This is a genomic window from Actinopolyspora lacussalsi subsp. righensis (genome assembly GCF_900116555.1).
Taxonomy (GTDB): Bacteria; Actinomycetota; Actinomycetes; order Mycobacteriales; family Pseudonocardiaceae; genus Actinopolyspora; species Actinopolyspora lacussalsi.
Genome location: NZ_FPAT01000005.1, coordinates 141,478 through 154,339, shown reverse-complemented (window position 1 = coordinate 154,339; position 12,862 = coordinate 141,478). Strand labels below are relative to the sequence as shown.

Sequence of the window (12,862 nt, the reverse complement as noted above, 5' to 3'; positions counted from 1 at the left end):
CTTGGGAGCGTTCCCGATCTACATGGGATCAGGAAGTGGTCGGAACACCGGTCTCGTCGAGGTTTCGGTCGAAGGGCTCGCGCATCGCCGCGTCGAAGTCGACCACCGCGTCGAACGCGCCGCCGGTGCGGATCCACTCGTTGACCGCCTGTCGAGCAGGATCCGGTTACCGCTGATTCCCGCGTTGAGCACGCCCAGGCGTCTCCAGGGGTGCTGGTGTCGCAGGCGGTCGGCCAGGAAGTCGGGCCAGCGGTGGTTGGCGCCCGTGGTCACCGTGTCCCGAGACGTAGGAGGTCTGCCGGGCCAGGGCGTGCGCGGTGGCGGGCCCGCGCTGCTCGGCCAGGTGGATGCTGACGAGCAGGTCCGAATCGGCCGGAACGGCCATGGGAACGGGATCGCTCACCGCCCTCACGTGAACCGGTACGTGCGTGGTTCCGCACCGGACCACCGGCTTCCGACGGGCCGGACCTGCCGGGGAGCGAGCGCGCCCCGTGGGAGGTCCGGCCGGTCGCGGCCCACCGCCGCCGCCCCGACGGGCCCGCGTGCGGCGAGGGGCTCGGCCGCCCGCGCCGTCACGACGGCTCGGGCCACGCACTCGCGTCAGGAGGTGGGCTCCCCGTCGAGGTCGCGGGCCAGCAGTTCCACCAGCTCGTCCAGCACCGCTTCGGCACCTTCTCCCTCGGCGGCCAGTTCGACCTCGTCGCCGTGCTCGGCCCCGAGCGTCATGAGTCCCAGCACACTCGCGGCATCCACCGATCCGCCCGGCGTGCCGTCGGTGACCTTGGCGATGGTCACCGGCAGCGGTTGTGCGGCCGCGTTCGTCGCCAACAGTCCCGCGGGGCGGGCGTGCAGTCCGACCTTCGACGCGATCGTCACGCGACGCTGGTGCATTCCGTTACTCCTCTCCCGGTGGCGCCCGGTCGTCCGGTCGCCGCTGACGAGCGGGTGAACCGACGTTCCCGCTCGATCGGTTTCACTATCGGCTTCAGGCGGCAACGGCCCCTTCGGTCTCCGGGGTCCGTTCCTTCGACGTCGCCCCGCGTCCCACGAACGTCTTGGCAGCGATCACCACGGCCGCGGCCACCAGCACACCCGCGACGATCGCCACCGCGTACAGCAGTGGACCGCCGACCAGCGGCAGCACGAACAGCCCACCGTGCGGCGCGCGCAGCGTCGCGCCGAAGAACATGGACAGCGCGCCCGCGCTCGCCGAGCCGGCGATCATGGAGGGGATGACCCGCAGGGGGTCCGAAGCGGCGAACGGGATCGCCCCCTCGGTGATGAACGAGACTCCCAGCAGCCAGGCGGGACGTGAGCTCTCCCGCTCGGCGGCGGAGAACGCCCCGGCGCGCACGGTCGCGGCCAGCGCCATAGCCAACGGTGGCACCATCCCCGCCGCCATCACGGCGGCCATGATCTCCAACGCCGTCTCGCTACCGGTGGTCAGCCCGCCGACCGCGAAGGTGTAGGCGACCTTGTTGACGGGACCGCCGAGGTCGAAAGCGATCATTCCACCGAGCACCGCGCCCAGCAGCATCGCGTTCGCACCGCTGAGCCCGTTGAGCCAGTCCGTGAGAGCGGTCATCGCGGCGGCGATGGGTTTGCCGAGCACCACGAACATCAGGGTGCCGACCACCATCGAGCCGAACAGGGGTATCACGACCACCGGCATGATGCCCGCGACGGCCGAGGGTACTTTGATCCGGCGCAGACCGGTGACGACACCGCCTGCCAGCAGTCCCGCGATCAGGCCGCCGAGGAAACCCGCCCCCACCGCGACGGCGGCGGCACCACCCACGAAACCGGGAACCAGGGCGGGGCGCTCGGCCATCGCGAACGCGATGAAACCGGCGAGCACCGGGACGAGGAACTCGAAAGCGGCAGTGCCGATCTGGTTCGCCAGCGCGGCCCAGCTGGTCAGACTCGCCGGATCGAACCGTTCGGTGACGTCCGGCGCTTCGGTGATCTGGTAACCGCCCAACGCGAAGCTCAGCGCGATCAACAGCCCACCGGCCGCGACGAACGGGATCACGTAGCTGACGCCCGTCATCAGCCACTGCCGCAGCCTCGCGCCCGCCGAGGCGTTGGCGGAGACCTTGGTGGCCGGCTCGGGGCTCGAGCGGTCCGCGTCGGCCCCGGTGCGGGCCGGCTCGGCCGTCGCGGCGCGTTCGAGCAGAGAAGCGGCACTGTCGACTGCCTGTTTCACACTCGCCTCGACGACGGGCTTGCCGGCGAACCTGTCGCGTTCGCCGACCCCGACGTCGGCGGCCAGAATCACGGCGTCGGCGGCAGCTATGTCCTGTTCGGACAACGGATCGGAACCGGCCGCCCCCTGCGTCTCGACGCTGAGCTCGTCACCCCGGTCACGAGCGGCCTGTTCCAGCGCCTCGGCAGCCATGTAGGTGTGCGCTATTCCGGTGGGACACGCGGTCACGGCAACGAACTTCAAGGTTTTACCTCCTCACGCACGTAGGAAGCGACCACGGTCGGGTCGTCCGCGTCGAGCAGGGTTCGTTTGAACTCTCCCCGCATCAGTCGACGTGCCAGCGAGGCCAGCACCGCCATGTGGTCCGAATCCCCGCCTTCCGGGGCGGCTATCAGAAAGATCAGATTCGCCGGACCGTCCTCGGCGCCGAAGTCGATCCCCGTGGAGCTGCGCCCGAACGCCAGGCTCGGAGCGGTCACGGCAGCCGAGCGGCAGTGCGGGATGCCGATACCACCCCGCATGCCGGTGGCCATCTGTTGTTCGCGGGTCTCGACATCGTCGAGGAAACGTTCGATGTCGGTGACGCGCTCGGCGTTGACCAGTCGATCGGCCAATGAGCGGATCGCGGCACGGCGATCCGTGTCCGGCAGGTCCAAATCGACCAGTTCGGTGGTGATCAGTTCACTGCTCATTCTTCGACTCCGTTACGGCGACATGGGGTAGAGCCGACCTGATTCGTCGACTTCGGTGATCCGCACCTGTTCGATCCGCAGCTCTTTCGGGGTGGGCATCCGGCTGCCCGGCAGTTCCACGGCTGCCGAGCCGTAGGCCACGGCGGAGCGCAAGGCTTCCGGTCCGTCTCCGCCCGCGAGCAGGTACCCGGCCAGCGCGGCATCGCCCGCACCGACCGTGCTGCGCACCCTTCGAGCGTTGCTCGTGCCGAACCAGGCAGACTCGTCCCCGACGAGCAGTGCGCCGTGCTCGCCGAGGGTGACCAGCACGGAACCGGTGCCCTCGGAGCGAACCGCTCGTGCGGTGGCGGCCACTTCTGCGAGGTCAGCGGGCCGGTGTCCCGCGAGTTCGGTCAGTTCCGCCAGGTTGGGGGCGAGCAGGTCGGGCCCCGCCGCGCACGCCTCGGCCAACGCGGCCCCCGAGGAGTCCACCGCGACCTTCGCGCCGGCCCCGCGAGCGGTTCGCACCAGACCGGCGTAGTAGTCGTCGGGGCAACCGTGCGGCAGGCTCCCACTCGCCACCACCCATCGCGCTCGCGTGGCCACCTCACCCAACCGGGTGCGCAACGCTTCCAGCTCGCCGGTGGTCAACGCGTTCCCGGGCTCGTTGATCTTGGTGGTGGTCCCGTCGGCCTCGACCAGGGTGAGGTTGCTGCGGGTGGCGGCCTCCACGGGCACCTCGACGACGGAGACGGCCTCCGGCGCGAGCAGCTCGGCGAGGCTGTTGCCCTCGACCCCTCCGGTCGGTAGTACCGCCACGGCGCTGTGATCGGCCGCGGTCAACACGCGGGCGACGTTGACCCCTTTGCCGCCGGGGTCCACGTGTACTCCACCGGCGCGGTGAACCTCCCCCCGATCGAGACGATCGAGCAGTACGCTGCGATCCAGACTGGGGTTGGGGGTGACGGTGACGATCATGTCAGTACCACGTCCGTTCCGCACTCGCGCAGCTCGGACACCGCCGTCTCGTGCAAACCACTGTTGGTGATAAGCACATCGAGATCGGATATCTCGGCGAAACGGCTGAAGTGGTCGCGTCCGTGCTTGGTGTTGTCGGCCAGCAGGACTCGTTCGCGGCAGGACCGCACCATCGCCGATTTCACCGCGCTTTCCGCGCTGTCCGGGGTGGTGCAGCCCCGCTCGGCGGAGAAACCGTTCGTGCCGAGCAGACCGACGTCGACGGTCAGACCGTCCAGCACGCTCAGTGCCCAGGACTCGACAGCCGCCAGCGTGGTGCCTCGCACCCGACCGCCGAGCAGATGCAGGTCGAGGTTGCCACGGTTGGCCAACTGGTTGGCCACCGGAAGCGAGTTGGTGACCACTGTCAGCTCGCGGTCGGTGGGCAGCAGGCCCGCCACCCGGCTCGTGGTGGTTCCCGCGTCCAACAGCAGCGTCCCCCTTTCGGGTACCAGGTCCAGCGCGGCACGTGCCACTCGGTCCTTTTCCGCCGCGGCTGTCTGGTCCCGCTGTGAGACACCCGGTTCGAAGTCGAGCCGTTCCTGCGGGATGGCCCCGCCGTATACGCGGCGCAGTAGCCCTTGGCGTTCCAACGTGCCGAGGTCGCGTCGAATGGTCTCCGGCGCTACCTCGAGCTCCGTGGACGCCTCCGCGACGTCGATACGACCGTCGCGGCGTGCCCGCTGCACCAGCACCTGCCGACGCTCCGCCCCGTACATGCCCGTTTTCCTCCGTTCTGATTTTTGTTGCTGACTGATTCTGCCCGTTATTGTTGTGTTGTCAAGGTCACATTCGCTTCCGGGGTGGTTCGCCGTGGCTCGCTGGAGTCACTGTTCAGGAGCGGCGAAAGTGAAGTCTTGAATCGGGAGCGCTCCCGAAAAGCGCTGTGCCACGCTCGGCCGGTGGGAATCCGAGGAATCGCCCGTAGTGGGCAGTGGTCGATCGGTTCCCGCGGTTCGAGACCCGTGTCGGGAGGTTCCGCCGGACGAGTCGCCGCGGAAGCCGGATCGACGGGATTTCGCTGCTCGTCGGAGCGGTCGCGTCCCGGGCCGCGGCAGTCCGGGGTGGGGGTCGAGGGGAAGGTGGTGGCGAGTCCGCCCTGGGCGCGGTACCCGTCACCGCGCCATGCCTCGCGCCCCTTCCTTGGCCGCCATGACCGCGATGACCGGTGCCGCCGCCGGATCGGCCGAGAACCAGCCCAAGGAGGCGGTGGGCAGTAGGCTCGCGTCTCTTCCCTGCTCTCACGTGCCGGCTTCAAAGCGGTAGTTCAGTTTTTCCTGAACCGTTTCCAGGGCGGAGTCGTAACGCGAAGAGAGGGGCTGAACGAACTCCGGGTACGGTGTGCGACCCCACATGTGCCGACACGAGCTGAACAGGGAAGATGGAATCCGAGATGACGCTTACCGACCAGCTTCCCCCGACACCCGACACCGATCCGGACGCCCTGCTCGACGGGTTCACCAGCTGGACCGCCGAACAGGGGTTCGAGCTCTATCCCGCGCAGGAAGAGGCGCTGATGGAGGTCGTGTCCGGCTCCAACGTGATCGTCAGCACCCCGACGGGTTCGGGGAAGAGCCTGATCGCGGTCGGTGCGCACTTCACCGCCCTGGCGAACAAGCAGCGCAGTTTCTACACCGCGCCGATCAAGGCGCTGGTCTCGGAGAAGTTCTTCTCGCTGGTGGACCAGTTCGGTGCCGACAACGTCGGGATGCTGACCGGCGACAGCAGCGTCAACCCGGACGCGCCGATCATCTGCTGCACCGCCGAGATCCTGGCCAACATCGCGCTGCGCGACGGCGAACGCGCCGAGGTCGGCCAGGTGGTCATGGACGAGTTCCACTTCTACGCCGAGCCCCAGCGTGGCTGGGCGTGGCAGGTGCCGATGCTGGAGCTGCCGCAGGCCCAGTTCGTGCTGATGTCGGCGACCCTCGGTGACGTCACCGGTTTCAAGAAGGACCTCACGCGTCGTACCGGTCGTGAGACCGCCGTGGTCAGTTCCGCCGAACGTCCGGTGCCACTGACCTTCCGGTACGCGATGACCCCGCTGCACGAGACGATCGAGGAGCTCCTCAACGGCAGGCAGGCCCCGATCTACGTGGTCTACTTCAACCAGGCCTCCGCGGTGGAGCAGGCGCAGGCGTTGGTCAGCATGAACGTGGCCAGCCGTGCCGAGCGCGACGCCATAGCCGAAAAGCTCGGCGACTTCCGGTTCACGGCGGGGTTCGGCAAGACACTGTCCAGGTTGATCCGGCACGGTATCGGCGTGCACCACGCGGGTATGCTGCCGCGTTACCGCCGGCTGGTCGAGCAGCTCGCACAGGCGGGACTGCTCAAGGTCATCTGCGGTACCGACACGCTCGGGGTGGGGATCAACGTCCCCATCCGCACCGTGCTGCTGACCGGGTTGACCAAGTTCGACGGCAGTCGCACCCGCCACCTCAAGGCCAGGGAGTTCCACCAGGTCGCGGGTCGGGCGGGCCGCGCGGGGTACGACACCGACGGTTATGTGGTGGTACAGGCTCCCGAGCACGTCATCGAGAACGAACGCGCCCTTGCCAAGGCCGGCGACGATCCCAAGAAACGCCGCAAGGTCGTCAAGAAGAAGGCGCCCGAGGGCTTCGTCTCCTGGGGACAGAAGACCTTCGACAAACTGGTCGAGGCCGAGCCGGAACCGTTGACGTCGAGCTTCAACGTCACCCACGCCATGCTGCTCAACGTGATCAGCCGACCCGGCGACACCTACGCTGCGATGCGCGAGCTGCTCACCGACAACCACGAGGACCGTCCGGCCCAGCGCAAGCACATGTTGCGGGCCATCTCCATCTACCGTGCGCTCGTGGCCGCCGGGGTGGTCGAGCAGTTGGACGAGCCGGACGAGCAGGGCAGACTGGTCCGGGTCACCATGGATCTGCAGTTCGACTTCGCGCTGAATCAGCCGCTGTCGCCGTTCGCGTTGGCCGCGATCGAACTGCTCGATCCGGCCTCGCCCAGCTACGCGGTGGACGTGCTGTCGATCATCGAGGCCACTCTGGACGATCCGCGTCAGGTGCTGGGCGCGCAGCAGGCCAAGGAACGCGGTGAGGCCATCGCGCGGATGAAGGCCGAGGGCGTCGAGTACGAGCAGCGCATGGAGATGATCGAGGACATCACCCATCCGCAGCCGCTGGCCGAGATGCTCGAGGCCGCTTACGGGACCTATCGGCAGGGGCATCCCTGGGTCTCCGAGCACGAGCTCTCTCCCAAGTCCGTGGCCAGGGACATGTACGAGCGGGCGATGAACTTCGTGGAGTTCGTCAACCACTACGGGCTGGCACGTTCGGAAGGGCTGGTACTGCGGTACCTCGCGGACGTCTACAAGGCCCTGCGGCACACCGTGCCCGACGACGCCAAGAGCGAGGAGCTCGGCGACATCATCGAGTGGCTCGGCGAGCTGGTGCGTCAGGTGGACTCCAGCCTGCTCGACGAGTGGGAACGGCTGCGCAATCCGGGCGAGGACGACTCCGGTGCCGAGTCCGTCGACGAGGGGCCCGCCAAGCTCACCGACAACAAGCGGGCCTTCCGGGTGCAGGTCCGCAACGCCATGTTCCGGCGCGTGGAGCTGGCCGCGCGGGAGCGGTTCGACGAGCTCGGCGAACTCGACGGGGAGGAAGGCTGGAAGGCCGAGGACTGGCAGGCCGCGCTCGACGAGTACTTCGCCGAACACGAGGAGCTCGGTACCGATGCCGACGCTCGTGGTCCGAGCCTGTTCATGGTCACCGAGGAGTCCGAGCGGTGGTTGGTGCGCCAGGTCTTCAGTGATCCGGAGGGCAACAACGACTGGGGGATCAGCGCCGAGATCGACCTGCCCGCTTCGGACGAGGCGGGCGTCGCGGTGGTCCGGGTCACCGACGTGGGCCGGTTCGACCAGTACTGATCGAGTTCCGGGGTGAGTGTGCCCCGGTTCATCTCTTCCGCATCGTGGTGCGGTACGGGTATTTCACCCAATTAGGTTGTGCGCAATTTAGTTTTCCGCTATCTTTTTGGTGGGTGGTCGCGGCACGCGGCCTTGCCCGCGCCAATCGATCGGTGACTGGGAGAGTGACGATGACAGCGTTGTACACGGCAGAGGCCACCGCCAGCGGCGAAGGACGGGACGGTCGTACCCGTTCCTCGGACGGTGTGCTCGACCTCGGGTTGTCCGTGCCTAAGGAACTCGGTGGTCCGGGAGGAGAGGCGACCAATCCGGAGCAGCTCTTCGCTGCCGGATACGCGGCTTGCTTCCACAGTGCGCTGCGGGTGGTCGCCCGCCGTGCCGGGGTGAGTGTGGACGACTCCACCGTCACCGCGCGAGTCGGGATGGGACCGAACGGCAACGGTGGATACGGGCTGAGCCTCTCGCTGCGTGTCGGGCTTCCCGGTCTCGACCGGCAGCGGGCACTCGAACTCGCCGAAGCGGCCGACGGGGTCTGCCCCTACTCCAACGCGGTGCGCGGCAACGTCGACATCGAGCTCGCGGTCGAGTGACCACGTCGGTACGCGAGACCGGATCCGGTGTGAGTGAGATCGCTGTTTTGGCTCCGCTCGCTCGCCCCGACTTCCCGAGTCGGTGATGTATCAGTACGGCCCGGACGAAGTGTCCTCGCCGTGACCGGGAGTTCCGTGGTGTCGGACGGCTGACTGGGGCGCTCGCGACTTCCACCACGTTGGCCGATCGTGCCCCCGAGCCCCCGATAGACTGCCCGCATGGGTCACGGACTCCGCGACGTTCCCACTCCGACCGCAAGACTGGATCAGAGCTCGGCCGCCACTGTCGCCGAGACGCTGCAGGCGCTGGCCACACCGTCACGCCTGCTGATTCTGAGTGAGCTGCGGCAGGGAGCGCGGTCGGTGAATCAACTGGCGGAAGCGGTGGGAATGGGGCAGTCCGCGGTGTCGCACCAGCTGCGCGTGCTGCGATCCCTCTGGTTGGTCAAGGGTGACCGTGCGGGCAGGGCGGTGGTGTACTCGCTCTACGACTCGCACGTCGCGCAGTTCTTCGACGAGGCGGTCAATCGGGTCGAACACCTGCACCCCGCATCGCTGGAACGCTAGGTTGCTCCAAGGCCGGAGCGGCAAGAGTCGAGTCGCCGCCGAAACGGCGACGACTCGACAGCGGACCGGCGGATACCGTTCAACTCAGCCCGACGACCTCGCCGCGGTCGTCGATGTCGATCCGCTCCGCGGCGGGCCGGGAACTCAGTCCCGGCATGGTGCGCATGTCGCCGCAGATGGGGTAGACGAATCCGGCACCGACCGAAGCCCGGATCTCACGCACCGGCAGCGTCCATCCCGTAGGAGCCCCCAACAGGCTCGGATCGGAACTCAGCGACAGGTGCGTCTTGGCGATGCACACCGGCAGCGAATCGAACCCGTTGGCCGTGTAACTGCGCAACGCGCGTTCCGCCGCGGGGGTGTACGAAACTCCGTCGGCGCCGTAGACCCTGGTGGCGACCGTCTCGATCTTGGTGCGCAGATCCGCGGAGTCGGGGTAGAGCAGTTCGAATCGACTGGGTTCCTCGGCGGCCTCGCTGACCGCTTCGGCCAGTTCCACCGCCCCCTTGCCACCGTCGGTGAAATGGGTGCTGATGGCCACGCGGGCACCCGCGTTCTCGGCCACCTCGCGGATCGCCTGGTGCTCACTGGGGTGGTCGGTGGGGAACGCGTTCACCGCCACCACGGGTGAGACACCGTGCATGCGCAGGTTCTCGATCTGCTTGCGGAGGTTGTCGGCCCCCGTGAGCACGTCCTCCGGATTCTCGTCGAGCATCTCCGCCGGAAGATCCTTGCCCGCCACCACGCGGAATCGCCCGGAGTGCGCCTTCAACGCCCGAACGGTGGCGACCAGCACCGCCGCGTCCGGGCGCAACCCGGAGGTCCGGCACTTGATGTTGAAGAACCGTTCGGCCCCCATGTCGGCACCGAAACCGGCCTCGGTGACCACGTAGTCGGCACACCTGCTGGCGATGCGGTCGGCCACGACGGAGGAGTTGCCGTGCGCGATGTTGCCGAACGGACCCGCGTGCACCAGCACCGGTGTGTTCTCGACGGTCTGCATCAGGTTGGGCTTGATCGCCTCCCGCATGATCACCGTCATCGCACCGGCGGCACCCAGCTGCTCCGCCGTGACCGGCTGCCCCTGGTGGGTGTAGCCCACGACGATGCGTCCCAGCCGTTCACGCATGTCGTGCAGCGAGTTGGACAGTGCCAGCACCGCCATCACCTCGCTGGCCGCGGTGATGTCGAAACCCGTCTGGTGCGGAGTGCCGTCGGCACTGCCGCCCAGGCCGGTCACCACGTTGCGCAACTCCCGGTCGTTGATGTCGACCACCCGCCGCCAGGTCACCCGGTGGGGATCCAGCCCGAGTTCGTTGCCCTTGTGGATGTGGTTGTCCACCATCGCCGCCAGCATGTTGTTGGCGGCCGTGACGGCGTGCATATCGCCGGTCAGGTGCAGGTTCAGTGCCTCCATGGGCACCACCTGGCTGTAGCCACCTCCCGCCGCGCCGCCCTTGATACCAAACGTCGGACCCATGGACGGCTGTCGGATCGCGATCGCCGATCGCTTTCCCAGGTGATGCAGTGCCTGGCCGAGTCCGACCGTGGTGGTGGTTTTACCCTCGCCGAGCGGAGTCGGTGTGATGGCCGAGACCAGGATGTACTTGGCCCGGTTCTGCTCACCGAGCTCGTCGAGGGCACTCAGGGAGACCTTGGCGACGTCCCTGCCGTAGGGCTCCAGCAGGTGGGGAGCCAGCCCAAGATCCGCGGCGACCTCCTCCAGCGGTTTGCGTGGTGAGGACCGCGAGATGTCCAGATCGGACGGCATGTTCATGCGGGCACCTCCTGCAGCCGGTCGGCCATCTCGATGGCCCATTGCCGGGTCTTGCTGATCTCGTTGAAGGTGAACAGGTGCCAACCCGCGATGTTGTAGTCCGGATCCACGAGACAGGGCGACAACTCGTCGAACACGTTCTCCGGGGTGTAGCGGGTCAACAGCTTGGTCACCACGCCGTGCTGTTTCCGCAGGAAACGCATGGACTGGCCCAGCCCGATCTTCATCGAGATCCGCAGCAGCTTGCTCGGGTCGATCGATCCCGGCGCACCGATGTAGACCGGCAGTTCGACGCCCCTGGCTCGCATGCTCTTGACCCACGAGGCGATCGTGTTCGGGTCGTAGCAGATCTGCGAGACGATGTAGTCGGCGTAACGTGCCTTCTCGTCGGTGGCCTGGATGGTCATGCGATCCGGGATGAAGGCGTGCTGCTCCGGATACCCGGTGATCCCGAGTCGGTACGGCCTGGTCCCGATCTCCTCCATGCCCCGCAGTAACGAGAGGGCGTCGGTGAACCTGCCCGCCGGACGTTCGGCGTCCCCGGCGATCACGAACACCTCCGTGAGACCGAGGTCGCTCACCCGAGCGAGCAGATCGCTCAGATGAGCCGAGTCCCGGACCAGTCGTGCCGCCAGATGGGGGACCACGTGCATGCCCTCGTCACGCAGCCGTGCCGCGGTGTCCAGAGTGGCTTCGGTCCCCTTGGCGGGCGAGGACGTCACGGTCACCGTCGTCCCGGCGGGCAGTTCCCGCACCTGCTCGACGACCCCCCGCAGCGGCAGAACCTCGTAACGGGCGTTGCGGAGGTAACGCTGTAGCTGTTGTTGCGCGTTCGTGGTCATTTCGACACCGCCGCTTCTTCCTGCCGTTCGAACTGCTTGGGGATCTGCTTCTTCGGGTCGAGGAACGGCTTTTCCACCACCTCGGCCTCCTGCGGGCCGTGCTGGGTCTCCACCACGAGTGGTGTCCCCACCTCGTGGTAGCTGATCGGCACCATCGCGTAACCGATGTTGCGGTCCAGCCTCGGCGAGTGGCAGGCGGAGGTGACGTCTCCGATACGCAGTCCGTTGGGATCCCGAACCGGGAAGGTGTCGATCATCGAGCCGTCGTTGAAGCTGCCCACTTCGGGGCCGCCCATGGCCACACCCACCAGCTTGCGGGTGATCCCCTCGTCGTAGATCCGGGTCAGCGCGGATTTCCCGATGAAGTCCGCCTCCTGGTTGAGATCGACCATCCAGGTCGCCTCGAACCCGTAACCGACCTCGAACGGATTCGTGTCGTAGGTGATGTCGCAGCCCCAGGACAGGATGCCCGCCTCGATCCGCCGGATGTGGCAGGGACCGATCACCCGCATGTCGTAGGGCCGACCGGCCTCCCAGATCTTCTCCCAGAGCCGCACACCGTCCTGGCTGGCGTTGTGCAGGTAGATCTCGTAGCCGAGCTCGGCGGTGTAGCCGGTACGTGAGACGATCACGTCCATACCGTCCAGCTGCCGGTCAACGGCGTAGTAGTACGGAATCTCCTGGATGGACTCCCCGAACAGGTCCACCATGACGTCACGGGACTTCGGCCCCTGTACCTGGACCGGACCCACGTCGGGTTCACGGATCTGGACGTTCATCCCCAGGCTGTAGGCGAGCCCCTTGGCCCACAGCAGCACGTCGCTGTCGGCCAGCGACAGCCAGAAGTGGTTCTCCCCGAGGCGCAGCAGCACGGGATCGTTGATGATGCCGCCGTCCTCCGCGGTGATGAACACGTACTTGCACTGCCCGACCCGGCACTTGTTCAGATCACGGGGGACCAGCATGTTGGTGAACTCGAAGGCGTCCGGGCCGGTGATCTCCACCTGACGCTCGACACCGACGTCCCACAGCGTCACACCGTTGAGCAGGTGCCAGTACTCGGCTACCGGGTCACCGTAGTGCCTGGCGTGATAGGTGTGGTTGTACACGCTGTACATCCCCACCCCGTGCCTGCGCGAAGCGTAGAAGAAGGGGGACTTGCGGAGACGGGGGTACTGCAGGATCGCGGGGGTCGGGTTGATGCTCATGGGGGACTCCTCACGGGGTTGATGGGGCGATTCCGCCGGACCGTCCACCGCGCTGCGGTCAACGGCCCGGT

General features: G+C 67.4%; 12 protein-coding genes. 3 read left to right on the top strand and 9 right to left on the bottom strand.

What is annotated here, in order from left to right:
• Nucleotides 1-166 precede the first annotated feature (166 nt).
• The 6 genes from BM394_RS22415 to BM394_RS11065 all read right to left on the bottom strand — a co-directional run bounded on the left by BM394_RS22415 (nt 167) and on the right by BM394_RS11065 (nt 4,613).
• The gene (locus BM394_RS22415; protein ID WP_139235199.1) at nt 167-403 is read right to left on the bottom strand and encodes a hypothetical protein; all 237 of its coding nucleotides are present in this window, start codon (nt 401-403) and stop codon (nt 167-169) included.
• Between the two features lie 197 nt (nt 404-600).
• Nucleotides 601-891 (bottom strand): HPr family phosphocarrier protein, encoded by a 291-nt coding sequence (locus tag BM394_RS11085; RefSeq protein ID WP_092977459.1) that lies wholly within the window; start codon nt 889-891, stop codon nt 601-603.
• 94 nt (nt 892-985) lie between these two features.
• Complete coding sequence (locus BM394_RS11080; RefSeq protein WP_092977457.1) at nt 986-2,449, bottom strand: PTS fructose transporter subunit IIC; 1,464 nt, start codon at nt 2,447-2,449, stop codon at nt 986-988.
• Nucleotides 2,446-2,898, bottom strand: a complete 453-nt coding sequence (locus BM394_RS11075; protein ID WP_092977455.1) for a PTS sugar transporter subunit IIA — start codon at nt 2,896-2,898, stop codon at nt 2,446-2,448. Before BM394_RS11075 ends, BM394_RS11080 begins: the two co-directional genes overlap by 4 nt.
• 12 nt (nt 2,899-2,910) lie before the next feature.
• Nucleotides 2,911-3,855, bottom strand: coding sequence for a 1-phosphofructokinase (gene pfkB, locus BM394_RS11070; protein ID WP_092977453.1), 945 nt, complete (start codon nt 3,853-3,855; stop codon nt 2,911-2,913).
• Entirely contained in the window at nt 3,852-4,613 is a 762-nt protein-coding gene (locus BM394_RS11065; RefSeq protein ID WP_092977451.1) for a DeoR/GlpR family DNA-binding transcription regulator, read from the bottom strand. The genes pfkB and BM394_RS11065 overlap by 4 nt, the downstream gene beginning before the upstream one ends.
• Nucleotides 4,614-5,287: 674 nt before the next feature.
• Here BM394_RS11065 and BM394_RS11060 point away from each other — a divergent pair.
• The 3 genes from BM394_RS11060 (at nt 5,288) to BM394_RS11050 (ending at nt 8,964) form a co-directional block, all read left to right on the top strand.
• Nucleotides 5,288-7,807, top strand: a complete 2,520-nt coding sequence (locus BM394_RS11060; RefSeq protein WP_092977804.1) for a DEAD/DEAH box helicase — start codon at nt 5,288-5,290, stop codon at nt 7,805-7,807.
• Nucleotides 7,808-7,977: 170 nt separating this feature from the next.
• Nucleotides 7,978-8,397 carry an organic hydroperoxide resistance protein gene (locus BM394_RS11055; protein ID WP_092977449.1) on the top strand — a complete coding sequence of 140 codons (420 nt, stop codon included), beginning with the start codon at nt 7,978-7,980 and terminating at the stop codon, nt 8,395-8,397.
• Nucleotides 8,398-8,616: 219 nt separating this feature from the next.
• On the top strand, nt 8,617-8,964 hold the full coding sequence (locus tag BM394_RS11050) for an ArsR/SmtB family transcription factor (RefSeq protein WP_092924779.1): 348 nt from the start codon (nt 8,617-8,619) through the stop codon (nt 8,962-8,964).
• A gap of 79 nt (nt 8,965-9,043) precedes the next feature.
• Here the strand turns inward: BM394_RS11050 and BM394_RS11045 are convergent, their stop codons facing one another.
• The 3 genes from BM394_RS11045 to BM394_RS11035 are packed head-to-tail and all read right to left on the bottom strand — an operon-like array spanning nt 9,044 to nt 12,791.
• Nucleotides 9,044-10,741, bottom strand: coding sequence for a formate--tetrahydrofolate ligase (locus tag BM394_RS11045; RefSeq protein ID WP_092977447.1), 1,698 nt, complete (start codon nt 10,739-10,741; stop codon nt 9,044-9,046).
• A complete protein-coding gene (locus BM394_RS11040) occupies nt 10,738-11,583 on the bottom strand; it encodes a methylenetetrahydrofolate reductase (protein ID WP_092977445.1) in 846 nt (281 codons plus the stop codon). The genes BM394_RS11045 and BM394_RS11040 overlap by 4 nt, the downstream gene beginning before the upstream one ends.
• On the bottom strand, nt 11,580-12,791 hold the full coding sequence (locus tag BM394_RS11035) for a glycine cleavage T C-terminal barrel domain-containing protein (protein WP_092924785.1): 1,212 nt from the start codon (nt 12,789-12,791) through the stop codon (nt 11,580-11,582). The genes BM394_RS11040 and BM394_RS11035 overlap by 4 nt, the downstream gene beginning before the upstream one ends.
• Between the last annotated feature and the right edge of the window lie 71 nt (nt 12,792-12,862).

Excerpts from the sequence above, each read along its gene's own strand:
- BM394_RS11085 (WP_092977459.1), bottom strand. The coding sequence starts at position 891 with ATGCACCAGCGTCGCGTGACGATCGCGTCGAAGGTCGGACTGCACGCC.
- BM394_RS11075 (WP_092977455.1), bottom strand. The coding sequence starts at position 2,898 with ATGAGCAGTGAACTGATCACCACCGAACTGGTCGATTTGGACCTGCCG.
- pfkB (WP_092977453.1), bottom strand. The coding sequence starts at position 3,855 with ATGATCGTCACCGTCACCCCCAACCCCAGTCTGGATCGCAGCGTACTG.
- BM394_RS11065 (WP_092977451.1), bottom strand. The coding sequence starts at position 4,613 with ATGTACGGGGCGGAGCGTCGGCAGGTGCTGGTGCAGCGGGCACGCCGC.
- BM394_RS11060 (WP_092977804.1), top strand. The coding sequence starts at position 5,288 with ATGACGCTTACCGACCAGCTTCCCCCGACACCCGACACCGATCCGGAC.
- BM394_RS11055 (WP_092977449.1), top strand. The coding sequence starts at position 7,978 with ATGACAGCGTTGTACACGGCAGAGGCCACCGCCAGCGGCGAAGGACGG.
- BM394_RS11050 (WP_092924779.1), top strand. The coding sequence starts at position 8,617 with ATGGGTCACGGACTCCGCGACGTTCCCACTCCGACCGCAAGACTGGAT.
- BM394_RS11045 (WP_092977447.1), bottom strand. The coding sequence starts at position 10,741 with ATGAACATGCCGTCCGATCTGGACATCTCGCGGTCCTCACCACGCAAA.
- BM394_RS11040 (WP_092977445.1), bottom strand. The coding sequence starts at position 11,583 with ATGACCACGAACGCGCAACAACAGCTACAGCGTTACCTCCGCAACGCC.
- BM394_RS11035 (WP_092924785.1), bottom strand. The coding sequence starts at position 12,791 with ATGAGCATCAACCCGACCCCCGCGATCCTGCAGTACCCCCGTCTCCGC.